The following is a 23,824-nucleotide window of genomic DNA, read 5'->3' as shown; positions in this document are numbered from 1 at the left end:
CGAGTCAGCGGCGGACGCGTGGCGCTCTTGCCGCTCGGGTCACCGATCATCCCGGTGAAGTCACCGATCAGGAAGATGACCTGGTGGCCCAGCTCCTGGAACTGGCGCAGCTTGTTGATGAGCACGGTGTGCCCCAGGTGCAGGTCAGGCGCGGTCGGATCGAAACCTGCCTTGATACGCAGAGGCTGGCCGCGCTTGAGCTTCTCCACCAGTTCCGACTCGACCAATACTTCTTCCGCACCGCGCTTGATAAGCGCCAGCTGCTCTTCAACCGACTTCATAGACAGACCCGCAAGGCTCAGATTCAAGGGGAGCCAACCATACAAGATCGGCCATCAAATACAAGTTTCGCAATAGAATGTGACCCGCAGGCAGCCTTGCGGCGTCTACGCGCCCTTGCGTGAAAATGGATTTGGTTATATTTTATACAGTTATTTCATCTTCATCATGTCATTCATCTTTTCCATATTCACTTTTCTTCAAAAAGTCACCTTACCTATGACCAACGAACCGCCTAAAGCGCCCCCGCTTTATCCGAAAAGCCATCTGTTGGCCGCCAGCGGCATCGCCGCCCTGCTCAGCCTGGCCCTGCTGGTATTTCCTTCCAGCGAAGTCGAAGCCAAGAAAACCACCCTCAACCTCGAACTGGAAAGCCCGGTCGAACAATTGAAGGAGGAGTCCAAGGCCGCCCCACTCGTACACGCTGAGGCAGAGCAAGGCTCGCCGTTCGCCCAGATCGATGAAGCCGACACGGCTACCCAGAAGGCGGAGCAACAAACGCCTGCGCCAGAACCTGTCGCCGAAGCCAAGCAGCCTGGCCACCGCGAAGTCACCGTAGCGCGGGGTGACACCTTGTCTACCCTGTTCGAAAAAGTCGGCCTGCCAGCCAGCGCAGTCCATGAAGTACTGGCCAGCAACAAGCAGGCGAAACAGTTCAGCCAGCTCAAGCACGGCCAGGTGTTGCAGTTCGAACTCGACAAAGACGGCCAACTGACCAACCTGCACAGCAAAGTCAGCAACCTCGAAACCATTCGTCTGACCAAAAGCGCCAAGGGCTACAGCTTCAACCGCGAAATCAGCAAGCCTGTGGTCCGCACGGCCTACGCCCACGGCGTGATCAAGAGCTCCCTGTCGGCCTCCGCACAGCGTGCCGGCCTGTCGCACAGCCTGACCATGGACATGGCACGGGTGCTGGGCTACGACATCGACTTCGCCCAAGACATCCGCCAGGGTGACGAATTCGACGTGGTGTACGAGCAGAAAGTCATGGATGGCAAGGTGATCGGCACCGGTAACATCCTGTCCGCTCGCTTTACCAACCGCGGCAAGACCTACACCGCCGTGCGCTACACCAACAAACAGGGCAATACCAGCTACTACACTGCCGACGGCAACAGCCTGCGCAAAGCGTTCATCCGCACTCCGGTGGATTTCGCCCGCATCAGCTCGCGCTTTTCCGCTGGCCGTAAACACCCGATTTTGAACAAGATCCGCGCCCACAAAGGCGTTGACTATGCCGCCCCGCGCGGCACACCGATCAAGGCTGCCGGTGACGGCCGCATCGAGCTGGCTGGGCGCCGGGGTGGCTACGGTAATACCGTGATCATCCAGCACGGCAACCGCTACAAGACCCTGTACGGTCACATGCAAGGCTTCGCCAAAGGCATCAAGACCGGCGGCTCGGTCAAGCAGGGCCAGATCATCGGCTACATCGGCACCACCGGCCTTTCCACCGGGCCGCACTTGCATTACGAGTTCCAGGTCAACGGCGTGCACGTCGACCCGCTAAGCCAGAAAGTGCCGATGGCCGACCCGATCGCCAAGGCCGAACGCTCACGCTTCATGCAGCAGAGCCAGCCACTGATCGCCCGCATGGATCAGGAAAAGGCCACCATGCTCGCTGCGAACAAGCGCTGAGTCATGGCGCTTTATCTGGGGGTGATGTCCGGTACCAGCCTCGATGGCCTGGACATCGCCCTGATCGAACAACGCGAGCAGCCAGCACTGCTCGCTACTCATTACATCCCCATGCCCGCCGACCTGCGCCAGGGCCTGCTGAGCCTTTGCGCCAGCGGCCCTGACGAGATTGCGCGCGCCGCCCTGGCCGAGAACCACTGGGCCAGCCTGGCAGCCGAAGGCATTGGCCACTTGCTCGCAAGCCAGGGGCTTGCGCCAAGCGCCATCCGCGCCATCGGCAGCCATGGCCAGACCATCCGCCACGAGCCTGCTCGTGGCTTCACCGTGCAGATCGGCAACCCGGCACTGCTTGCCGAGCTTACCCAGATCAGCGTGATCGGCGACTTCCGACGCCGCGATGTGGCCGCTGGCGGGCAAGGGGCACCCTTGGTACCGGCATTTCACGAAACACTGTTCAGCCATCTGGGCCAACGGCTCGCCGTGCTCAATGTGGGGGGGTTCAGCAACCTCAGCCTGATTGCCAACGACACGCCGGTGCATGGTTTCGACTGCGGGCCAGGCAATGTGTTGCTGGACGCCTGGATCGAGTTCAAGCGCGGCCAGCACTACGACGCTGACGGTGCCTGGGCAGCCAGTGGCGAGGTGATCGAAGCGCTGCTTGCAGCCCTGTTGAGCGACCCGTTCTTTGCCGGCGCCGGCCCCAAGAGTACGGGGCGCGAAGTGTTCAACCTGGCGTGGCTGCAAGGGCACCTGAGCAAACTGCCGCCCTACCGTGACCAGGATGTGCAGGCGACCCTGCTGGAGCTGACCGCTCGCAGCATCATCGACTCACTGCGCAACGCTCAGCAGGGCACCGAGGCGCTGCTGGTGTGCGGTGGCGGGGCCCGCAACGGGGCATTGATGCGCCGGCTCGCCCAGCTGTTGCCGGGCGCCCAGGTGGCCAGCACTGCGGCCCATGGCGTCGACCCGGACTGGGTAGAGGCCATGGCCTTCGCCTGGCTGGCCCATTGCTGCCTGGAAGGTATCCCAGCCAACCGCCCGAGTGTGACAGCTGCCCGCGGCTTGCGCGTGCTCGGCGCCATCTACCCGGCGTAACGCCCGGGCACAATGCAAAACGCCGCGCAAATGCGCGGCGTTTTCGTACAGCCCGTGATCAGATCGAGAACGAAGAACCACAACCGCAGGTGGTGGCGGCGTTCGGGTTCTTGATGACGAAGCGCGAGCCTTCCAGACCTTCCTGATAGTCCACCTCGGCACCCGCCAGATACTGGAAGCTCATCGGGTCGACCACCAGCGACACGCCTTCACGCTCGACGATGGTGTCATCCTCGGCCACATCTTCATCGAAGGTGAAACCGTACTGGAAGCCCGAGCAGCCACCGCCGGTCACGAATACCCGCAACTTCAGACGCTCATTGCCTTCCTCGTTGACCAGGGTCTTCACCTTGTGGGCTGCCCCTTGGGTGAATTCCAGACCGGTAGGGGTGAAGGTTTCGACGCTCATGCTGATTCTCCCGGCGCAGTTGCCGCCATAAAACTCGATGACGCGCATTATCCGCTTCTCCGAGAAAATTGGTCAAGAATTGTGCGGCTTTAGTCGCGCCCACAAAAAGGCCCGCACTCGGCGGGCCTTGTGCCAGCTTGTGCCCTTATGGGAGCAGGCCCGCGTGGGACAGGCCCATGCGCTCATCCAGGCCGAACAGGATGTTGAGGTTCTGCACCGCCTGGCCCGAGGCACCTTTGACCAGGTTGTCGATGACCGAAAGCACCACCACCAAGTCACCCCCTTGCGGGCGATGAACGGCAATACGGCAGACGTTGGCACCGCGCACACTGCGGGTTTCCGGGTGGCTACCGGCCGGCATCACATCCACGAACGGCTCATCGGCGTAACGCTTCTCGAACAGCGCCTGCAGATCGACCGAAGTATCAACCACGGTGGCGTACAGGGTGGCGTGGATGCCGCGGATCATGGGCGTCAGGTGTGGCACGAAGGTCAGGCCGATGTCCTTGCCCGCCGCCAGGCGCAAGCCCTGGCTGATTTCCGGCAGGTGGCGATGACCTTTGACCGCGTAAGCCTTCATGCTTTCGCCAGCCTCGCAGAACAGCGAACCCACCGCCGCACCCCGCCCGGCGCCGCTGACGCCCGACTTGCAGTCGGCAATCAGGCGCGATGGGTCGGCCAGGCCGGCCTCCAGCAATGGCAGGAAGCCCAGTTGGGTGGCCGTCGGGTAGCACCCCGGCACTGCAATCAGGCGAGCCTGGCGGATTTTCTCGCGATTCACTTCAGGCAGGCCGTAGACGGCGTCCTTGAGCAGCTCCGGCGCGCCATGAGGCTGGCCGTACCACTTGCCCCATTCGGTGGCATCCTGCAGGCGGAAGTCGGCCGACAGGTCGATCACCTTGGTTCCGGCCGCCAGCAGTTCGCCGGCCAGGGCATGGGCAACGCCGTGGGGCGTTGCAAAAAACACCACATCACACGCCGCCAAGGCTTTGCTGTCCGGCACACTGAACGCCAGGCCGTCATAGTGGCCGCGCAGGTTCGGGTACATGTCAGCTACCGCCACGCCCGCTTCGGAGCGCGAAGTGATGACCGCCACTTCGGCCTGAGGATGCTGTGCCAGCAGACGCAACAGCTCGACGCCGGTGTAACCCGTGCCGCCGACGATACCGACCTTGATCATAACGCTTGCCCCTTATCAACGAGCCCACTGGAAAGCGCACGATAATAGGGGTGCAAGCCGCCTGTAACAACTCTTCGGGTGACCCTTCGGGCGCTTGACCACTACTATCTGACGACCGTGAAAACCTGAAGGAACTCCTCAATGCTTTACCTATGGATCAAAGCGCTACATATCGTCAGCGTGGTCTGCTGGTTCGCCGGCCTGTTCTACCTGCCCAGGCTGTTCGTCTACCACGCCCAGAGCCAGGACAGCATCAGCCAGGACCGCTTCGTGACCATGGAACGCAAGCTGTACCGCGGCATCATGAACCCGGCCATGATCGCCACCTATGTGTTCGGTGCCTGGATGCTCTACCTGACTCCGGGCTGGCTGAGCCAAGGCTGGTTGCATGCCAAGCTCACCCTGGTGATTCTGCTGACCGGCTACCATCACATGTGCGGTGCCCAACGTAAACGCTTCGCCAGCGGCGCCAATACCCGCAGCCACGTCTACTATCGCTGGTTCAACGAAGTCCCGGTGCTGTTCCTGCTGGGTATCGTAATTCTCGTGGTGGTCAAACCGTTCTGACGGTAACCCCCTACAGGAGCCTTGCCATGTCATTGCCCGCCTCGCTCGAACAACGCCTGCGCCTGCCCGTGGTCGCCGCACCGATGTTCCTGATCTCCAACCCCAGGCTGGTCCTGGCCTGCTGCGCCGCTGGCGTGGTCGGCAGCTTCCCGGCCCTGAACCAGCGCGACAGCGCAGGGTTCAAGGCCTGGCTCGAGGAGATCGAGGCCGGGCTTGCCCAACTGCAAGCACCGGCACCCTATGCCGTGAACCTGATCGTGCACCCGACCAACCCTCGCCTGCAGGCGGACCTTGCCCTGTGCGTGGCGCACAAGGTGCCGATCGTCATCACCAGCCTGGGCGCGGTGAAGGAGGTAGTCGATGCCGTGCACAGCTACGGCGGGCTGGTGTTCCACGATGTCACCACCCGCCGCCATGCCGAGAAGGCCGCCGAGGCCGGTGTGGATGGCCTGATCGCAGTGGCGGCGGGCGCTGGCGGCCATGCCGGTACCTGGAGCCCATTCGCCCTGGTGGCCGAGATCCGGCAGTTTTTCGACAAGACCCTGCTGCTGGCGGGCTGCATCAACCACGGCCATGAGGTCCTGGCGGCACAACTACTGGGTGCCGACCTTGCCTACATGGGCACCCGCTTCATCGCCACCACCGAAAGCCAGGCCCAGGCTGCCTACAAGCAGATGCTGCTCGATGCCCATGCCGTCGACATCATCCACACCCCGGCAGTGTCCGGCATCCCGGCCAGCTTCCTGCGGCCGAGCCTGGAACAGGCGGGCTATGACATGAACGCACTCACGCATGGCCATGAACCGGGCAAGCTCAAACCGATCGACGACGAGGCCAAGGCCTGGAAAGCCGTATGGTCGGCTGGCCAGGGCGTGGGCGATATCCATGACCTGCCTAACGCCAGCGCACTGATCGAACGCCTGCAAAGCGAGTACCGGGAAGCCCTGGATCGCTGCCAGGGTATTCGCGCCCAGGCCTTGTAGCAAAAGGCAACACCTTGCCCGGCCAAGCTGTACACTAGGCGCCCTCTTCAGCCCCAGGAGCCTTTGCATGACCCGTTACGCCATGATCACTGGTGCTTCCAGCGGCCTGGGCCTGGCCCTGGCGGAAGCGCTGGCACGGCGCGGGCGCAACCTGATCCTGGTGGCACGCCAGCGCGAGACGCTGGAGCCGGTGGCCATCGAGCTGACCCAACGCTTCGGTGTCGAGGTACTGTTCCGAGCCTGCGACTTGAGCCAGCCCCTTCGCCTGTCGGGCTTCGTGCTCGAACTGGAGGAAGGCGAGCGGCGTATCGACCTGCTGGTCAATTGCGCAGGCCTGCGCACCTATGGGCCGTTTCTGGCCCATGAGTGGGCCGACGAGCAGGACCTGCTGGAGGTCAATATCCTGGCCATGAGCCGCCTCTGCCATGCCATCGGCAACCTGATGGCAGTCCAGGGCGGCGGGCAGATCCTCAATGTGGCGGGCCTGGCCGGTGTCGCACCGGGCCCCTGGATGGCGGCCTACGCGGCCAGCAAAGCCTATGTGCTGAGTTTCTCCCAGGCGCTGCGCGAAGAGCTCAAGCGCACTGGCATCAAGGTCTCGGTGCTATGCCCAGGCCCCGTGCGCTCATCGCGCCGGCGCATTCCTCGGCTCGAAGGCAGCACCCGCTGCCTCAGCCCCGAAGAAGTGGCGCTGTACACGGTGCGCGCCCTGGACAAGAACCGCACACTGATCACCCCCGGCCGGCGCAATCGCTGGCTGGCATTCGCGCCGCGCCTGCTGCCCCGCTGGCTGGTGCGCAAGCTCGCTGGGGTGATCCATCGCCGCTACTGCCCGGTCGGAATGGAATAGCCACTGGGCGAGCGGCGCCCGGCTGAGTACACTCGGCCCGGACCCTCACCATGGAGCAAGTGCTGTGGACGATTTATTCACCAGGATCATCAACCGGGAAATCCCGGCGAAGATCATTTACGAGGACGACCAGGTTCTGGCGTTCCACGATATCGCCCCCCAGGCGCCCGTGCATTTTCTGGTCATCCCGAAAAAGCACATCCGCACCCTCAATGACCTGACCGAAGAGGACAAAGGCCTGGCCGGTCACATCCTGTTCACCGCCCAGCGTCTGGCCAAGGAACTTGGCTGCGAAGAGGGCTTCCGCGTGGTCATGAACTGCAACGAACTGGGTGGGCAGACCGTCTACCACATTCACATGCACGTGCTTGGCCAGCGCCAGATGCACTGGCCGCCGGGCTGATCCAGGGCAAGCGACCCTTGCGCTATTGCGGTAAACTGTCGGGCACACTCTTGCGGAGGTGCCCGATGGCTACCGAACGTCACTACTCGCCGCTCGACCGCTTGTTGCTGCAGGCCGATACCGCCATGCGCACCTTGCTGCCCTTCAGCGGCCAACCGTCCCGCCCATCCCCGGCCATCGTCCAGCCGGATGCCGACCTGGATGACGCCCAGAGCCGCCACATTGCCGGCCTCATGCGCATCAACCATACCGGCGAAGTCTGCGCCCAGGCGCTGTACCAAGGCCAGGCACTGACCGCCAAACTGCCCCAGGTACGCAAAGCCATGGAGCACGCCGCCGAAGAAGAAATCGACCACCTGGCCTGGTGCGAACAGCGCATACGCCAGTTGAATAGCCACCCAAGCGTGCTCAACCCGCTGTTCTACGGCATGTCGTTCGGCATTGGCGCGCTCGCCGGCCTGGTCAGCGACAAGGTCAGCCTGGGCTTCGTCGCCGCCACCGAGCATCAGGTGTGCAAACACCTGGACGAACACCTGGAGCAGATTCCGCACGAGGACGAAAAGTCTCGCGCCATTCTCGAACAAATGCGCATAGATGAAGAGCAGCACGCCGAGTCTGCCCTCGAGGCGGGCGGCTATCGTTTTCCAGCCCCGGTGCGTTTCGGCATGAGCCTGCTGGCCAAGGTCATGACCAAGAGCACCTACCGTATCTGAAGGTAAACCCATGACGGAACGATTCAGCGCCAAGGACCTGGCGCGCGCCGTACACGCCGGCATCCTCCAGCCGGGCCAGGATCAAGCCCTGCTGCAGTTTCTACGCCAGCAACCGGCAACGCGCGGCAGCTTCCAGCTGGCGCACGTCGCGTTCTACTTCGGCGCCTTGCTCATCATGGGCGCCATGGGCTGGCTGCTCACCGAAGCCTGGATGCAGATCGGCGACTGGGCACTGCTGGCCATCGCCACGCTGTACATCCTCTTGTTGACGCTCTTCGCCCTCAACCTGCAACGGCGCGCACAATCGGTAGCCGCCGGCGTGCTGGGGGCGGTCGCGGTGAGCATCGTGCCGCTGGCGGTGTTTGCCATCGAGCGTCTGGTCGGCTGGTGGCCACTGGATGACAGGCAATCGGCCTATCACCAGTACTACACCTATGTGCAGGGCGGCTGGTTGTTGATGGAGGCCGCCACGGTGGTCGCCGGCCTGCTGATGCTGCGGCTGATCCCCTTCCCGTTCATCGTGATGCCGATCGCCGTGGCGCTGTGGTTCATGTCGATGGACCTCAGCGAGTGGTTCTTCGGTTCGCCGTTCAGCTGGGAGCAACGGCGCGAAGTATCGCTCTGGTTCGGCCTGGGGATGCTGTTGGTATTCCTGGTGGCGGACGGCCGCACCCGTGAGGACTATGCCCACTGGGGCTATCTGGCCGGGCTCGCGGCGTTCTGGGGTGGGCTGACCTTGGTGGACAACGGTAGCGAGCTGGGCAAGGCCCTCTACTGCCTGATCAATATCGGGCTGATGGCCATCGCCGTGCTGTTGCGCAGGCCGGTGTTCATGGTGTTTGGGGCGTTGGGGGTGGCGGCTTATCTGGGGTATCTGTCTTACGAGGTGTTTGCCGAGTCGCTGCTGTTCCCGGTGGTGGTGACGTTGATCGGGCTGGGGGTTATCTGGCTGGGGTTGGCTTATCAAAAGCGGCGGGAGCGGTTGAGCCAGGCATTCAGAAACGTAGTACCGCAGTGGTTGCAAGTTGCCCTTCCGGCACTGCGCAACTGAAGACAGCCGGGGCTGCAACGCAGCCCCGAACATTTCGGACTCAACCCAACTCTACGATCTCGTAGCCGTGGGTGATCTCGACGCCCGCGCGCTCCAGCATGATCGACGCAGAGCAGTATTTCTCGGCCGACAGCTCAACTGCCCGCTTGACCTGGGCCTCTTTCAAGCCACGGCCCTTCACCACGAAGTTCATGTGGATCTTGGTGAACACTTTCGGGTCTTCGCTGGCGCGCTCGGCTTCCAGGAATGCCTCGCAGCTCTCCACCGCCTGACGCGACTTCTTCAAGATGCTGACCACATCGAAGCTGCTGCAGCCACCCAAGCCCAGCAACAGCATTTCCATCGGGCGCACGCCCAGGTTTCGGCCACCAGCCTCAGGCGGGCCGTCCATCACGACGACATGCCCGCTCCCCGACTCGCCGAGGAACATCGCGTCACCGGCCCACTGGATACGTGCCTTCATCTACCTGGACTCCTAATTTTCGGAAAAGGGTGTCAGCTTAGACCTTGTGTGGCTGTCGGAAAAGCTCGAGACGTGACGGTTTAGTACCGAAACATCCTGTAGTGTCTGATAAGCTGGCGCCAAATGACTGGCGCTTGCCGCCAGACACTTCCTACAAGAAGCCTATGTGTCGTATCGAACAGGATTTCGTGATGGTTGCCTCAGCCCTACCCGCCAAGATCAAGAATATCGACAAACTGCTGGTGCACTGCCAGCGCCGCCGCTACACCGCCAAGAGCAACATCATCTGCGCCGGCGATCGGGCCGAAACACTGTCGTTCATCATCAAGGGTTCGGTGACCATCCTCATCGAGGACGACGACGGTCACGAAATGATCATCGCCTACCTCAACAGCGGTGATTTCTTTGGCGAGCTGGGGCTTTTCGAACCCGTGGAAGGCGAGCAGCAGCGCAGCGCCTGGGTCCGCGCCAAGACCGAATGTGAAGTGGCAGAGATCAGTTACGACAAGTTTCGCGAGCTCTCACGCCAGGACCCAGACATCCTCTACGCCCTGGGTGGCCAGATGGCGCAGCGCCTGCGCAATACCACGCGCAAGGTCGGCGACCTGGCCTTCTTCGACGTGACCGGCCGTGTCGCCCGCTGCCTGCTCGAGCTGTGCAAGCAACCCGATGCAATGACCCACCCCGACGGCATGCAGATCAAGATCACCCGCCAGGAGATCGGCCGCATCGTCGGCTGCTCGCGTGAGATGGTCGGCCGCGTCCTCAAAGACCTTGAGGAGCGCAGCCTGGTGCAGGTAAAGGGCAAGACCATGGTGGTCTACGGTACCCGTTAGTCCTTGGGCAGGTCTGCAAGCACCTTGGCATAGGCCTGTGAGAGGCGCTCGAACCAGGGCGCTGAGGGCGCAACTTCGTGCAAGGCGATATGCGCATCGGCGCGGCAGCGCTGATCCAGTTCGCAGCACTCGTTGAAGCGGTTGACGGCCGCGACCATCGACTCACGCTCGTTATCCAGCAACAGTGCGCCATGCACCAGCACCACCGGGCGTTTTCCGCCAAGCCCCTGGCGCCAGCGCTGGGCCGTGCCGACCAGTTTGCGGCCATTGAGGTTGACGTTGTAGCGACCATCGCAGAACGCCCCGTCGATCTCGCCCACCGAAGCCACCCCGCCCCACTCGCGTAGCACCTCGCACAGCGGCAGGCACAGGCGTTCGTAGGCATTCTCGATACGCCCATGGTCACCTTCGCTGCGCGGTGCCACGTACACCAGTGCCACATTCACCGTGGCATGCGATTGCGGCACCGGCTCACCGCCCGTCTCGCGCAACAGCACCGGCCAGCCGGCAATCGCAAGCTCGGCACAGGCGGCTTCGAAATTGTCCAGGCGGCTCATGCGGCGCGGCATGACCAAGGCATGATCAGTCGGGCGCCAGAACAGCACACCGAATTCGCGCTCGCCGCGGCAGACCGCGGCCAGCAGGTCCTGCTCGGCATGCAGGCCTTGTTCAACAGTCAGTGCCAGGGGTTGATCGGTCATTGATCCACCTTTGATGTGATTGTTCACGATGCAGCCATTGCCCACAAAAAAGCCGGCAAAAGCCGGCTCGTCTTGGTCAGTCCAATGGCTGAACAGTCTTCTTCACCTGTTCCGGGAAGAACAGCCGCTGCAGTTCAAGCCCCGGTTGCTCGGCGCGCATGAACGCCTCGCCCACCAGGAACGAGTAAACCTCGTTGATTGCCATCAGCTCGACATCGGCACGGTTGAGAATACCGCTTTCGGTAATGGCCAGGCGCTCGCGCGGAATACGCGGCAGCAGGTCGAGCGTGGTCTCCAGGCTGACCTCGAAGGTGTGCAGGTTGCGGTTGTTGACGCCGACCAGCGGGGTATCAAGGGTGTTCAGCGCGCGCTCCAGCTCATCGCCGTCATGCACTTCGACCAGCACATCCAGGCCGACATCCTTGGCCGTGGCGGCCAGCTCGGCCATCTTCACGTCATCCAGCGCCGAGACGATCAGCAGCACGCAGTCGGCGCCCAGCGCCCGTGCCTCGACAATCTGGTAGGGGTCGATCATGAAGTCCTTGCGGATCACCGGCAGCGAAACTGCGCCGCGGGCCTGCTGCAGGTACGCATCAGCGCCCTGGAAGTAATCCACATCGGTCAGCACCGACAGGCAGGTCGCCCCGCCCTTCTCGTAGCTGACGGCGATGTCCGCCGGCACGAAGTGCTCGCGGATCACGCCCTTGCTCGGCGATGCCTTCTTGATTTCGGCAATGACCGCAGGTTGCTTGCGCTTGGCCTGCTCGATCAGCGCATTGGCAAAGCCACGGGGGGCGTCGGCGGCCTTGGCCAGGCGCTCCAGCTCGGCCAGGCTGACCCGGGCACTGCGCTCGGCCACTTCCTCGACTTTGCGGGCGAGGATCTTTTCCAGCACGGTCGGTACGCTCATGCTTCGTTCTCCAGCTTGAATACGGCGGTGAAGGCACCCAGTTCCTGCAGTTTTTCCCAGGCAAGCCCTGTATGCAGCACGTCGTGGGCAAGTTCCACGCCCTGCGCCAGGGTCATGGCATGATCAGCGGCATACAGCGCAGCGCCAGCATTGAGCACAATCATTTCGGCCGCCTTCTGGCCGTTCTCGGTCTTGCGCCGGCCCAGTGCATCACGAATCAGCTCGTACGAGGCCTGCGGGCCGTCGACGGCCAGGCCGTGCAGGCTCTGGCTCTTCATGCCGAGGTCTTCGGGCTCGACCCAATATTCAGTGATCTCGCCCTTCTTCAGCTCGGCAACGAAGGTCGGCGCCGCCAGGCTGAACTCGTCCAGGCCGTCCTTGGAGTGCACCACCAGTACATGCTTGCTGCCCATGCGCTGCAGCACTTCGGCCAGCGGGCGGCACAGTGCCTGGTTGAACACGCCGACCACCTGGTGCTTCACACCGGCCGGATTCGTAAGCGGGCCCAGCATGTTGAACAGGGTACGCAGGCCCAGGTCGCGACGCGGGCCAGCGGCGTACTTCATTGCCTTGTGATGGCTTTGCGCAAACATGAAACCGATGCCCAGGCTGTCGATGCAACGGGCGACCTGCACCGGGGTCAGGTTCAGGTAGATGCCGGCCGCTTCCAGCAGGTCGGCGCTGCCGCTCTTGCCCGAAACCGCGCGGTTACCATGCTTGGCCACCGGGCAACCGGCTGCGGCCAGAACAAACGCCGACGCCGTGGAAACGTTGAAGATGTTGGCGCCATCGCCGCCGGTGCCAACGATATCGACCACGCCATCGAGGCTCTTCAGCTCGACCTTGTCGGCCAGCTCACGCATCACCGAAACCGCACCGACGATCTCGTCGATGCTCTCGCTTTTCATGCGTATGCCCATCAGGAAGGCACCGATCTGCGCCTCGCTGCATTGGCCGGTCATGATCTGACGCATGACGTCGCTCATTTCTTCAGTGGACAGGTCCAGATGGCCGACGATGCGGCTCAGCGCGCTCTTGATATCCATGTTCGATCCTTAGCGGCGGCCGCCGGTCTGCTTGAGGAAGTTGGCGAACAGCTCGTGGCCCTGCTCGGTGAGGATGGATTCGGGGTGGAACTGCACCCCTTCGATGTTCAGCGTCTTGTGGCGCAGGCCCATGATCTCGTCGACCGCGCCGTCGGCATGAGCGGTCCAGGCAGTGACTTCCAGGCACTCGGGCAGGGTTTCACGCTTGACCACCAGGGAGTGGTAGCGGGTAACGGTGAGCGGGTTGTTGAGGCCGGCGAATACGCCTAGGTCGCGGTGCAGCACCGGGCTGGTCTTGCCGTGCATCACCTGACGGGCGCGCACTACGTCGCCGCCAAACGCCTGGCCGATGGACTGGTGGCCCAGGCACACGCCCAGAATCGGCAGCTTGCCGGCGAAATGCAGGATCGCCTCGATCGACACACCCGCCTCGCTCGGCGTGCACGGGCCGGGGGAGACAACGATGCGCTCCGGGTTGAGGGCTTCGATTTCAGCGAGGGTCATTTCGTCATTGCGAATGACCTTGACCTCGGCACCCAACTCGCCCAGGTATTGAACGACGTTGTAGGTGAATGAGTCGTAGTTGTCGATCATCAGTAACATCGGGCTAAACCTCTTGAATCTACTGACTTTAGAATACGAACCTTGCTACACCGCCCGCAGCATGGCATTGCCACGAAGAGCATTCGGAAACGGATAAGAAGGCAAACAGAAACGGGCCGGGCTGGCCGGCAGGAGATAAAGTCAGGCGCGCCAACGCCAACGGGCGTGGGCCTTGATTACGCGCATCAAGAGTTTGCTGACGATCAACACAGGATAGGTCTCGCTCATACGTCCCCGCACAGTAGCCTACCGGGACGACGGGCGCAATATGCCTGTAAACACTGGAAAACGAATGGACTTGGGAGACAAGCGCCACGATTTGCTAAGGTCGATCGGGTAGTGCTCATAAAAACAATGAAAAGGATGTTCCCAGATGCGAAAAGCTCCATTGTTGCGTTTTACCCTCGCCACATTGGCCCTGGCCTGCAGCCAGGCGTTCGCCGCACCCTCCCCTTACTCGACCCTGATCGTGTTTGGCGACAGCCTGAGTGATGCCGGGCAGTTTCCGGACCTGACCGGAGGCACCGCAGGCATGCGCTTTACCAACCGCGATGCCGATGGCAACTATGCACCGGTATCGCCGATGATTCTCGGCGGTCGGCTGGGTATCTCCCCTGACGAACTCAACCCTTCCACGTCAGTGGGCATCCAGCCTGATGGCAACAACTGGGCGGTGGGTGGCTACACGACGCAGCAGATTCTCGATTCGATCACTACAACGTCCGAGACGGTCATTCCGCCAGGCAACTTTGGTGCAGGCGCGGTACTGCGAGACCGCCCTGGTTATTTGGCCAACGGCCTACGTGCCGACCCGAATGCACTCTATTACCTCACCGGCGGCGGCAACGACTTCCTTCAGGGCCTGGTAAACAGCCCCGCCGACGCTGCAGCTGCCGGAGGCCGCCTGGCCGCCAGTGCCCAGGCTCTGCAACAAGGTGGCGCGCGCTACATCATGGTCTGGCTATTACCCGACCTGGGCCAGACGCCAAACTTCAGCGGCACCCCACAGCAAAACCCGCTGTCGCAGCTCTCCAGCGTGTTCAACCAGTCGCTGCTCAATCAGCTCGGGCAGATCGACGCCGAGATCATCCCACTGAACATCCCCGTTCTACTGGGTGAGGCCTTGGCCAGCCCCAGTCAGTTCGGCCTGGCCAGCGGCCAGAACCTGGTCGGCACCTGCTACAGCGGCAATAGCTGCGCCGAAAACCCGGTATACGGCGTCAACGGCACCACCCCCGACCCGACCAAGCTGCTGTTCAACGACTCGGTGCACCCGACCATTGCCGGCCAGCAGTTGATTGCCGACTACGCCTACTCGGTCATCTCCGCACCGTGGGAGCTGACCCTGCTGCCGGAAATGGCCCACGCCAGCCTGCGCGCCCACCAGGACGAACTGCGCAACCAGTGGCAAACACCCTGGCAAGCCGTGGGGCAGTGGCAGGCATTCGTTGCCACCGGTGCCCAGGACCTGGACTTTGACGGCCAGCACAGCGCGGCCAGCGGCGACGGCCGTGGCTACAACCTGACGCTGGGTGGCAGCTATCGCGTGAACGATGCCTGGCGCCTGGGCCTGGCGGGCGGCGTTTACCGGCAGAAACTGGAGGCAGGGGAACAGGACTCGGACTACAAGCTCGACAGCTACCTGGCCACCGCTTTCGCCCAATATCGCCAGGATCGCTGGTGGGCAGATGCCGCGCTGACTGCCGGCCACCTGGACTACAGCGACCTCAAGCGCACCTTCACCCTCGGCGTGAATGACCGCAGCGAGAAAGGCGATACCGACGGCGAGGCTTGGGCGCTGACGGGTCGGCTGGGCTATAACCTGGCCGCCGAGAGCAGCCCCTGGCAACTGGCGCCGTTCATCAGCGCCGATTATGCCCGGGTCAAAGTCGATGGCTATGACGAAAAGAGCGGGCGCTCGACCGCGCTGGGCTTCGATGACCAGGAGCGCACCTCCCGCCGGTTGGGCATCGGGCTGCTAGGCAGTGTGCAAGTGGCTGCGAGTACCCGGGTGTTTGCCGAGGTCGCTCAGGAATACGAGTTCGAGGATGACCAGCAGGATGTGACCATGCACCTGACGACGTTACCGGCCAACGACTTCACCCTGACCGGGTATACGCCGCATAGCGACCTGACCCGGGCCAGCGTGGGGCTGAGCCATGAGCTGGTGGCGGGGGTGCATGTGCGGGGGAACTACAACTGGCGCAAGAGTGATGAGTTGAAGCAGCAGGGGGTGAGCTTGGCGGTGAGCGTGGACTTCTGAATTTTGGGGCCGCTTTACGGCCCCAAAACCCCATCACCTACTTGGCAGATGTCTGCTCAGCCAAGGCCACCGCACGGAACATCGCCCGGCGCTTGTTGATGGTTTCTTCCCATTCCAGCGCCGGCACCGAGTCCGCCACGATACCGCCACCCGCCTGCACATGCAGTTCGCCGTCCTTGATGACCGCGGTACGGATGGCAATCGCGGTATCCATGTTGCCGTTCCAGGCAAAATAGCCCACCGCGCCACCGTAAACGCCCCGCTTGACCGGCTCCAGCTCGTCGATGATCTCCATCGCACGGATCTTCGGTGCACCCGACAGGGTCCCGGCCGGCAAAATCGCGCGCAATGCGTCCATCGCGGTCAGGCCCTCGCGCAACTGCCCGGTGACGTTGGAAACGATGTGCATCACGTTGGAGTAACGCTCGATCACCATCTTCTCGGTCAGGCGCACACTGCCCGTCGCCGACACACGGCCCACGTCGTTGCGGCCCAGGTCGATCAGCATCAAGTGCTCGGCGATTTCTTTCTCGTCCGACAGCAGGTCGTCTTCCAGGGCACGGTCCGCTTCCTCGGTAGCACCGCGCGGGCGGGTGCCGGCAATCGGGCGCACGGTGACCAGGTTGTCCTCGACCCGCACCAGCACTTCGGGCGAACTGCCGACCACATGGAAGTCGCCGAAATTGAAGAAGTACATGTACGGCGTCGGGTTGAAACAGCGCAAGGCACGGTACAGGTCGATGGGCGCCGACTTGAAGTCGATCGACATGCGCTGGGACGGCACCACCTGCATGCAGTCACCCGCCAGGATGTACTCCTTGATGCGGCCAACCGCGTTTTCGTAATCCTCGCGGGTATAGCTGGAGCGGAACTCCGGCTCGGCCGCCTGCGGGCCGCTCAGGTCCAGGCCCCGGCGCGGGGTGATAGGCTGGCGCAATGTCTCCAGCAACCCTGCCAGGCGTGCCTTGCCTTGTTCGAAAGCCTGTTCCTCGGCCGGGTCTACCAGCACGATGGCGTGCATCTTGCCGGCCAGGTTGTCGAACACCACCACGGCGTCGGACACCATCAGCAGGATATCCGGCACACCCAATGGGTCCGGGTTCGGGCTTGCACCCAGGCGCTTCTCCACATAGCGCACGCAGTCATAACCGAAGTAGCCGACCAAGCCGCCATTGAAACGTGGCAGGCCAGGGATATCGGCGACCTTGTAACGGTCCTTGAACGACTCGACGAAGGCCAGCGGGTCGTCGACGTCATGGCGCTCTACCTCGACGCCATCCTGCAGGATGCTCACCTGATAACCATGCACGCGCATCACGGTGCGCGACGGCAGGCCGATCATCGAGTAACGGCCCCATTTCTCCCCGCCCTGTACCGACTCGAGCAGATAGGAGTTGGGCTGATCAGCCAGTTTCAGGTAGATCGACAGCGGCGTGTCGAAGTCGGCCAGGGTTTCACAGGCCAGGGGGATGCGGTTGTAGCCGGCAGCGGCCAGGCGCAGGAATTCTTCGCGGGTCATGAGTAGCCTCGTGGCAAGCAGCAATAGGGTCAGGCAAACGGACGGGCCGGCAGGCGCCGGCGGGCAGAAGTCAGGCGCGCCAACGCCAACGGGCCAGGGCCTTGATGACTTTCATCCAGAATTTGCCAGTAACCGCCACGGTGGACTCTCTGTCTTGTGAGGCTTGAAGGTCCGCCAACGTTATCCCAGTGGCCGGGTCTGCGCAACCGGGCAGCAGCGCACGCAGATCGTCGATCACAAGGTTGGGCGACTCGTCGTTGATCGGCCGGCCATGGTTGTAGCCGTAGGTCAGGCCTACGCACTGCACACCCGCGGCCTTGGCGGCCAGTACATCGCTGCGCGAATCGCCGACGAACAGCGACTGTTGCGGCGTGACGCCGGCCATCTGCATGACGAACAGCAGGGCTGCGGGGTCGGGTTTCTTTTGTGGCAGGGTGTCGCCGCCGATGATCCAGCGGAAGTAGCGGCCGATCTTCATCTGGTCCAGCAGCGGGGCAACAAAGCGCTCGGGCTTGTTGGTGATCAGCGCCATCTCCACGCCTTGCTTGCGCAACCAGCGCAAGGTGTCTTGCACGCCGGGGTAAACCACGGTCAGTTCGTGGCTTTCGGCATAGGCATCCATGAACAGCGCCAGGGCCTGGTCGGCAAGCGCATTGTCCACCGACGCGTGCTCGATACCCCCTGCCAGCGCACGGCGCACCAGCACCTGAGCACCGTTACCCACCCAGTGGCGCACCGCATCAAGGCCTGCCGGCGGGCGCCCGAGTTCGAGCAGCATGCGGTCCACGGCGGCGGCCAGGTCTGGCACGGAGTCGATCAGGGTACCGTCCAGATCGAACATCACCAGCCTGGGCAGCGTCCCCGGGAACAGCTGCTCGAAGCCGCTCATGGGCGGGCCTGAGCCAATTCGGCGCGCATCTTGGCGATGACTTCCTGGTAGTCCGGGGCATTGAAGATTGCCGAGCCGGCGACGAAGGTGTCGGCGCCAGCGACGGCGATTTCGCGGATATTGTTGACGTTGACGCCACCGTCGATTTCCAGGCGGATATCACGGCCGCTGGCGTCGATCAGCGCACGCGCCTCACGCAGTTTGTCCAGGGTGCCGGGGATGAACTTCTGCCCGCCAAAGCCTGGGTTGACGCTCATCAGCAGGACCATGTCGACCTTGTCCATCACGTACTTCAGGGCATCCAGGCTGGTCGCCGGGTTGAACACCAGGCCGGCCTTACAACCGCCGTCGCGGATCAGCTGCAGCGAGCGGTCGATGTGCTGGCTGGCTTCCGGGTGGAAGGTGATGTAGGTGGCGCCGGCTTCGATGAAGTCACCGATGATACGGTCAACCGGGCTGACCATCAGGTGCACGTCGATCGGCGCGGTCAGGCCGTACTTGCGCAGGGCGGTGCAGACCATCGGGCCGATGGTCAGGTTGGGTACGTAGTGGTTGTCCATCACATCGAAGTGAACGATGTCGGCACCAGCGGCCAGCACCTTGTCGACGTCCTCGCCCAGGCGGGCGAAATCGGCGGAGAGAATGGAGGGGGCAATAGCGTAGGGCTGCATGGCGCACCTGTAGGGCAGAATCACGGTGGCGCGCATTGTAACTCAGGCAAACGGATAGAGGCTGATTGGTATCAATCCGTGTCGACGAGGTGCTCCAGCCTGTACCGGCCTCTGCGCGGAGCAAGCCCGCATCCACAAGGCCGGTACAAGCAATACAGGGATCAGCCCGGCTGCTGGGTCCTCAACTTCTCGCTACGCCCACGCAGCCACTCCAGGGTCAGCAGCAGCACCACCGAAAACGCGATCAGCAAGGTCGCCGCCGCCGCAATCGTCGGGCTCAGGTTTTCGCGAATACCACTGAACATCTGCCGTGGCAGGGTTGCCTGCTCCGGCCCTGCAAGGAACAACGTCACCACCACCTCATCGAACGACGTCGCGAAGGCAAACAGCGCCCCCGAGATCACCCCCGGCGCGATCAACGGCAGGGTCACCCGGCGGAACGCCAGCAGCGGCGAGGCACCCAGGCTGGCAGCGGCGCGTACCAGGTTGTAGTTGAAGCCCTGCAATGTCGCCGACACGGTGATGATGACGAACGGCACACCCAGTACCGCATGCACCAGAATCAGCGAGGTAAAACTGTTGCCCAGCCCCAGCGGGGCGAAAAACAGGTAACTGGCCACACCAATGATCACCACCGGCACCACCATCGGCGAGATGACCAGCGCCATCACCAGCGACTTGCCCGGGAAATCGCCCCGGGTCAGGCCGATCGCCGCCAACGTACCAAACACCATGGCCAGCACCGTGGCCGCCGGGGCGACGATGATGCTGTTCTTCAACGCCCGCATCCACTCGGCAGAGCCGAAGAAGTCCTGGTACCACTGCAGCGAAAAGCCCTGCAGCGGGTACACCAGGAAACTGCCACTGTTGAACGACAACGGCACGATCACCAACACCGGCAATATCAGGAACAGCAGAATCAGGCCGCAAAGAATGCGCAGGCTGTAGAACCAGACCCGCTCCACGGGTGACATGTATGGGCTCAGCATGACAAGGCTCCTCAGCTCAGGCGCAGGCGGCTGGCGCCGACCAGCCAGCTATAGATCAGGTACAGCAACACGGTCGCCAGCAGCAACAACCCACCCAGCGCGGTCGCCATGCCCCAGTTGATGCTGGTGTTGGTATAGAACGCCACGAAGTAGCTGACCATCTGGTCGTTCGGGCTGCCCAGCAATGCCGGGGTGATGTAGTAGCCAATGGCCAGGATGAACACCAGCAGGCAACCCGCGCCAACCCCGGCGTAGGTCTGCGGGAAGTACACCCGCCAGAAGCTGGCGAACGGATGGCAACCCAACGAGATGGCCGCGCGCATGTAGCTGGGCGAAATGCCCTTCATCACGCTGTACAGCGGCAAGATCATGAACGGCAGCAGGATATGCACCATGGAGATGTACACGCCGGTGCGGTTGAACACCAGTTCCAGCGGTTGATCGATAATGCCAATAGCCATCAGCGCACTGTTGATCAAGCCGCCCGACTGCAGCAGCACGATCCACGCGGCCACCCGCACCAGGATCGAGGTCCAGAACGGCAGCAGCACCAGAATCATCAGCAGGTTGCTCTGCCGGGCCGGCAGGTTGGCCAACAGGTAGGCCAGCGGGTAGGCCAGCACCAGGCAGATGGCGGTAATCACCACACCCATCCACAGGGTGCGGGCAAAGATATCCAGGTAGATAGACTGGTCGGGCGTGGCCTTGGCCAGCTCGCCGAGGTCATCGATACGGTGGTCGAGCGATGCCAGCAGGTAGAACGAGGTGACCGTGCTGGTGTTGCGGCGGATCGCCTGCCAGTAGGCCGGGTCACCCCAGCGCTCATCGAGGGTCTGCAACGCTTCTTTATAGGAGGCCGGTTCAGCCTTGAACGGCAGCGCCCGGGCGGTCTTGGTCAACAGGCTACGGTAGCCGGCCAGCTCCATGTTCAACCGCTTGGAGAGGTCGCCCAGGGTCTGCTTCTTGCGCGACTCGGCCAGGTCCTGGCTCAGTGCCTTGTACACGTCTTCGCCGGGCAAACTCTTGCCGTCCCACAGGGACACCGCTTCGACGGTACGCGGCAGGCCGGCGACCACCTCTGGGTTGCCGACGCTCTTGTACAACAGCGCTGCGATCGGCACCAGAAACACCAGCAGAAGGAACAGCGCCAGCGGCGCGATCAACGCCTGCGCCTTCCAGCGGTTGACCCGCTCGGCGTGCTTGAGGCGCTGCTTGAGACTAGGACCTGCGCCTTCGTTGAGGGGCACTGCAATGGCCATGGCGAACTCCGCAAAACAGGTAAACGGGAAGCGCCAGTGCAAGCCCTGGCGCTCCGACGAGGCGCTTTACTTCTTCGCCGCCCAGGCGTTGAAGCGTTGCTCGAGCTGCTCGCTGTTGTCGGCCCAGAAGGCCACGTCGATCTGCACCTGGTTGGCGATGTTCTCAGGCGTGGTCGGCATGTCTTTCTTCACCTCGTCCGACAGCAGGCTGACGGCCTTGGCGTTGGCCGGGCCGTAGGCGATGTTCTCGGAGTAGATTTTCTGTTGCTCGGGCTTGACGCTGTAGGCGATGAATTTCTTCGCCTCTTCGGCGTTCTTGGCGCCTTTTGGAATGGCCCAGGCATCGAAGTCGTAGATGCCGCCGTTCCACACCACCTTGAGGTTGCTCTCTTTCTGCACGGCGGCAATCCGGCCGTTGTAGGCCGAGCTCATGACCACGTCACCCGAGGCCAGGAACTGAGGCGGCTGGGCACCGGCTTCCCACCACTGAATGCTTGGCTTGAGTTCGTCGAGCTTCTTGAAGGCACGGTCCTGGCCTTCTTTGGTAGCCAGCACCGTGTACACGTCCTTGGGCGCAACGCCGTCGGCCATCAAGGCGAATTCCAGGGTGTACTTGGCGCCCTTGCGCAGGCCACGCTTGCCCGGGAACTGCTTGGTATCCCAGAAGTCGGCCCAGCTGGTAGGCGCAGTCTTGAGCTTGTCGGCGTTGTAGGCCATTACCGTGGACCAAACGAAGAAGCCTACGCCGCAGGGCTGGATGGCGCCGGGGACGTAGTCGGCTTGATCACCGAACAACGCCGGGTCGAGCTCTTCGAACATGCCCTCGTCGCAACCGCGCGACAGTTCTGGCGACTCTACTTCCACCAGGTTCCAGGACACACTCTTGGTGTCGACCATGGCTTTGACCTTGGCCATTTCGCCGTTGTACTCGCCGGCGACGATCTTGCCGTTACCCGCCTTCTCCCACGGCTCGTAGAACGCTTTGGTCTGGGCGGCCTTGTTGGCGCCGCCGAAAGAGATCACGGTCAGGTCGGCCGCCATGGCCTGGCCAGCGGCGAACAGCCCCAGGGCCAGGGCGGTCAGTTTCAACTGCTTGCGCATTATTATTCTCTCCACAGTACAGGGTTGGTGAAGCAATCCATCAATGGGCTTCGGCAATCGGATCGAGCGCGCGGGCGTGCTCCACCTCCCAGCCCAGCGGTACCACATCGCCCACGGCCAAGGCCGGGTCGAGCTCGGCGATCGGCTGCTTCACGAAGAAGTCGGCCTTGCCACAGACTTCCAGGCGCACCCGTACGTGGTCGCCCAGGTAGATGAACTCGGCCACACGGCCAGAAAAGCGGTTGACGCAGCTTTCACTGTGGCCATTGAGGCGCACACGCTCCGGGCGGATCGACAAAGTCACCGGCTCGCCGGCCTGGCCGACATTCACCGCCAGCGCTTCGACCCGTTCGCCCCGCGCCAGCTGCACCTGGCAACGGTGGCCATCGCTGGCCAGCAAGGTGCCGTTGATGCGGTTGTTCTCGCCGATGAAGTTGGCCACGAAGGTGTTGCACGGCTGTTCATAGAGGGTGCGAGGGTCGGCGATCTGCTGAATTTCGCCCTGGTGGAACACCGCCACCCGGTCAGACATGGTCAGCGCCTCGCCCTGGTCGTGGGTCACGTAGACCACGGTTACACCCAGGCGCTGGTGTATATGCTTGATCTCCATCTGCATGTGTTCGCGCAGTTGCTTGTCGAGCGCGCCCAGCGGTTCGTCCATCAGCACCAGTTGCGGCTCGAACACCAGGGCACGGGCCAGGGCCACCCGCTGTTGCTGGCCGCCCGACAACTGGCCGGGGTAGCGCTTGGCGAAGGCGTCGAGCTGGACCATGCTCAGCACACGCTTCACCCGCTCGCTGATGTCGGTCTTGCTGAGGTTGCGCACGCTCAGCGGAAAGGCCAGGTTCTCGGCCACGGTCATGTGCGGGAACAGCGCGTAGTTCTGGAACACCATGCCGATGTCACGCTTGTGCGGCGGCACGTTGTTGATCGAGCGCCCGGCCAGCTGGATTTCGCCAGCGGTGGGGGTTTCGAAACCGGCCAGCATCATCAGGCTGGTGGTCTTGCCCGAGCCGGACGGGCCGAGCAAGGTAAGGAACTCGCCCTTGCGGATGTCCAGGTTGAGGTTTTTGACGATCAGCGACTCGCCGTCGTAGCTCTTCTGCACACCACGGAAGCTGACCAGCGTTTCGCTGGTTGCAGCGTTCGAATTCGCCTCGCTCATGCCTGCACCTTCTTGTTTGATGACTGCGTAGGCAAAGACTAGACAAGACGCAAGTGCCCGAAAATCGGGGGTACTGAGAGAATGCCATCATCCATATGGAAGATTCTGTGTAGGGATCGCCCTACAAGAATGGCGGAATTGGAATAGACCCCAGGCACACCACTTCACCTTGTGGGAGCGGGCTTGCCCCGCGAATGCGCCACCCCGGGCAATGAGGTTGAGCTTGCCGGCCCTTTCGCGG

The 23,824-nt window shown here is 62.7% G+C and carries 25 protein-coding genes (1 of these 25 running past the window's edge); 10 read left to right on the top strand and 15 right to left on the bottom strand.

Annotated features, from left to right (window positions below; genetic code table 11):
- A protein-coding gene (tyrS, locus tag LOY26_RS02195) for a tyrosine--tRNA ligase (RefSeq protein ID WP_186664817.1) crosses the window boundary here: on the bottom strand, positions 1-281 show its beginning. The gene continues 919 nt to the left of window position 1, outside the view; the window shows 281 of its 1,200 coding nt (coding positions 1-281); its start codon is at positions 279-281; its stop codon lies off the left edge, out of view.
- Positions 282-498: 217 nt separating this feature from the next.
- Here tyrS and LOY26_RS02190 point away from each other — a divergent pair, with 217 nt between their 5' ends.
- Together LOY26_RS02190 and LOY26_RS02185 are read left to right on the top strand one after the other, a co-directional pair.
- The gene (locus LOY26_RS02190; protein ID WP_186658753.1) at positions 499-1,917 is read left to right on the top strand and encodes a peptidoglycan DD-metalloendopeptidase family protein; all 1,419 of its coding nucleotides are present in this window, start codon (positions 499-501) and stop codon (positions 1,915-1,917) included.
- A gap of 3 nt (positions 1,918-1,920) precedes the next feature.
- Positions 1,921-3,012, top strand: coding sequence for an anhydro-N-acetylmuramic acid kinase (locus tag LOY26_RS02185; RefSeq protein WP_258714347.1), 1,092 nt, complete (start codon positions 1,921-1,923; stop codon positions 3,010-3,012).
- Between the two features lie 58 nt (positions 3,013-3,070).
- Here LOY26_RS02185 and erpA read toward each other — a convergent pair whose 3' ends face one another.
- Positions 3,071-3,421: an iron-sulfur cluster insertion protein ErpA gene (erpA, locus tag LOY26_RS02180; protein ID WP_033703332.1), complete on the bottom strand. Its 351-nt coding sequence runs from the start codon at positions 3,419-3,421 to the stop codon at positions 3,071-3,073.
- Positions 3,422-3,566: 145 nt separating this feature from the next.
- Positions 3,567-4,601 carry an N-acetyl-gamma-glutamyl-phosphate reductase gene (gene argC / locus LOY26_RS02175; RefSeq protein WP_033703021.1) on the bottom strand — a complete coding sequence of 345 codons (1,035 nt, stop codon included), beginning with the start codon at positions 4,599-4,601 and terminating at the stop codon, positions 3,567-3,569.
- A gap of 141 nt (positions 4,602-4,742) precedes the next feature.
- Between argC and hemJ the strand changes: the two genes are divergently transcribed.
- The 6 genes from hemJ to LOY26_RS02145 all read left to right on the top strand — a co-directional run bounded on the left by hemJ (position 4,743) and on the right by LOY26_RS02145 (position 9,168).
- Entirely contained in the window at positions 4,743-5,168 is a 426-nt protein-coding gene (hemJ, locus tag LOY26_RS02170; protein WP_027594415.1) for a protoporphyrinogen oxidase HemJ, read from the top strand.
- 26 nt (positions 5,169-5,194) lie between these two features.
- A complete protein-coding gene (locus LOY26_RS02165) occupies positions 5,195-6,151 on the top strand; it encodes a nitronate monooxygenase family protein (protein ID WP_258714346.1) in 957 nt (318 codons plus the stop codon).
- A 67-nt stretch (positions 6,152-6,218) separates the two neighbouring features.
- Positions 6,219-7,001 (top strand): SDR family oxidoreductase, encoded by a 783-nt coding sequence (locus LOY26_RS02160; protein WP_047583853.1) that lies wholly within the window; start codon positions 6,219-6,221, stop codon positions 6,999-7,001.
- A gap of 64 nt (positions 7,002-7,065) precedes the next feature.
- On the top strand, positions 7,066-7,404 hold the full coding sequence (locus LOY26_RS02155; protein ID WP_033703025.1) for a histidine triad nucleotide-binding protein: 339 nt from the start codon (positions 7,066-7,068) through the stop codon (positions 7,402-7,404).
- A gap of 65 nt (positions 7,405-7,469) precedes the next feature.
- The gene (coq7, locus tag LOY26_RS02150; protein ID WP_027594411.1) at positions 7,470-8,117 is read left to right on the top strand and encodes a 2-polyprenyl-3-methyl-6-methoxy-1,4-benzoquinone monooxygenase; all 648 of its coding nucleotides are present in this window, start codon (positions 7,470-7,472) and stop codon (positions 8,115-8,117) included.
- Positions 8,118-8,127: 10 nt separating this feature from the next.
- Positions 8,128-9,168, top strand: a complete 1,041-nt coding sequence (locus LOY26_RS02145; RefSeq protein ID WP_258714345.1) for a DUF2157 domain-containing protein — start codon at positions 8,128-8,130, stop codon at positions 9,166-9,168.
- Positions 9,169-9,208: 40 nt separating this feature from the next.
- On the opposite strand, the gene LOY26_RS02140 is transcribed toward LOY26_RS02145, so the two are convergent.
- A complete protein-coding gene (locus LOY26_RS02140) occupies positions 9,209-9,631 on the bottom strand; it encodes an OsmC family protein (protein ID WP_027594409.1) in 423 nt (140 codons plus the stop codon).
- 191 nt (positions 9,632-9,822) lie between these two features.
- Here LOY26_RS02140 and crp point away from each other — a divergent pair, with 191 nt between their 5' ends.
- A complete protein-coding gene (gene crp / locus LOY26_RS02135) occupies positions 9,823-10,467 on the top strand; it encodes a cAMP-activated global transcriptional regulator CRP (RefSeq protein WP_033703333.1) in 645 nt (214 codons plus the stop codon).
- On the opposite strand, the gene LOY26_RS02130 is transcribed toward crp, so the two are convergent.
- The 4 genes from LOY26_RS02130 to LOY26_RS02115 all read right to left on the bottom strand — a co-directional run bounded on the left by LOY26_RS02130 (position 10,464) and on the right by LOY26_RS02115 (position 13,727).
- Positions 10,464-11,168, bottom strand: coding sequence for a lipoate--protein ligase family protein (locus LOY26_RS02130; RefSeq protein ID WP_186658744.1), 705 nt, complete (start codon positions 11,166-11,168; stop codon positions 10,464-10,466). The genes crp and LOY26_RS02130 overlap by 4 nt on opposite strands.
- 76 nt (positions 11,169-11,244) lie before the next feature.
- Positions 11,245-12,078, bottom strand: a complete 834-nt coding sequence (trpC, locus tag LOY26_RS02125) for an indole-3-glycerol phosphate synthase TrpC (protein ID WP_033703028.1) — start codon at positions 12,076-12,078, stop codon at positions 11,245-11,247.
- Entirely contained in the window at positions 12,075-13,124 is a 1,050-nt protein-coding gene (gene trpD / locus LOY26_RS02120; RefSeq protein WP_033703029.1) for an anthranilate phosphoribosyltransferase, read from the bottom strand. The genes trpC and trpD overlap by 4 nt, the downstream gene beginning before the upstream one ends.
- Before the next feature lie 9 nt (positions 13,125-13,133).
- Entirely contained in the window at positions 13,134-13,727 is a 594-nt protein-coding gene (locus LOY26_RS02115) for an aminodeoxychorismate/anthranilate synthase component II (protein ID WP_033703030.1), read from the bottom strand.
- A gap of 373 nt (positions 13,728-14,100) precedes the next feature.
- Here LOY26_RS02115 and estP point away from each other — a divergent pair, with 373 nt between their 5' ends.
- A complete protein-coding gene (estP, locus tag LOY26_RS02110; protein WP_258714344.1) occupies positions 14,101-15,990 on the top strand; it encodes an esterase EstP in 1,890 nt (629 codons plus the stop codon).
- A gap of 37 nt (positions 15,991-16,027) precedes the next feature.
- Here estP and trpE read toward each other — a convergent pair whose 3' ends face one another.
- The 7 genes from trpE to LOY26_RS02075 all read right to left on the bottom strand — a co-directional run bounded on the left by trpE (position 16,028) and on the right by LOY26_RS02075 (position 23,583).
- Positions 16,028-17,509, bottom strand: coding sequence for an anthranilate synthase component I (gene trpE / locus LOY26_RS02105; protein ID WP_186658723.1), 1,482 nt, complete (start codon positions 17,507-17,509; stop codon positions 16,028-16,030).
- 70 nt (positions 17,510-17,579) lie between these two features.
- On the bottom strand, positions 17,580-18,398 hold the full coding sequence (locus tag LOY26_RS02100; protein WP_033703034.1) for a phosphoglycolate phosphatase: 819 nt from the start codon (positions 18,396-18,398) through the stop codon (positions 17,580-17,582).
- The gene (rpe, locus tag LOY26_RS02095) at positions 18,395-19,069 is read right to left on the bottom strand and encodes a ribulose-phosphate 3-epimerase (RefSeq protein ID WP_258714343.1); all 675 of its coding nucleotides are present in this window, start codon (positions 19,067-19,069) and stop codon (positions 18,395-18,397) included. The genes LOY26_RS02100 and rpe overlap by 4 nt, the downstream gene beginning before the upstream one ends.
- A 161-nt stretch (positions 19,070-19,230) precedes the next feature.
- Positions 19,231-20,058, bottom strand: a complete 828-nt coding sequence (locus LOY26_RS02090; RefSeq protein ID WP_033703035.1) for an ABC transporter permease — start codon at positions 20,056-20,058, stop codon at positions 19,231-19,233.
- A gap of 11 nt (positions 20,059-20,069) precedes the next feature.
- Complete coding sequence (locus tag LOY26_RS02085; protein WP_186658717.1) at positions 20,070-21,317, bottom strand: ABC transporter permease; 1,248 nt, start codon at positions 21,315-21,317, stop codon at positions 20,070-20,072.
- Positions 21,318-21,383: 66 nt separating this feature from the next.
- Complete coding sequence (locus LOY26_RS02080) at positions 21,384-22,418, bottom strand: ABC transporter substrate-binding protein (RefSeq protein WP_033703037.1); 1,035 nt, start codon at positions 22,416-22,418, stop codon at positions 21,384-21,386.
- A 40-nt stretch (positions 22,419-22,458) separates the two neighbouring features.
- Positions 22,459-23,583 (bottom strand): ABC transporter ATP-binding protein, encoded by a 1,125-nt coding sequence (locus tag LOY26_RS02075; protein WP_033703038.1) that lies wholly within the window; start codon positions 23,581-23,583, stop codon positions 22,459-22,461.
- Positions 23,584-23,824: the final 241 nt, after the last annotated feature.

Source organism: Pseudomonas sp. B21-047, assembly GCF_024748775.1.
Lineage (GTDB): Bacteria > Pseudomonadota > Gammaproteobacteria > Pseudomonadales > Pseudomonadaceae > Aquipseudomonas > Aquipseudomonas capeferrum.
Note: the sequence above shows the minus strand (reverse complement) of the source record. Positions and strands in the feature narration are given on the sequence as shown.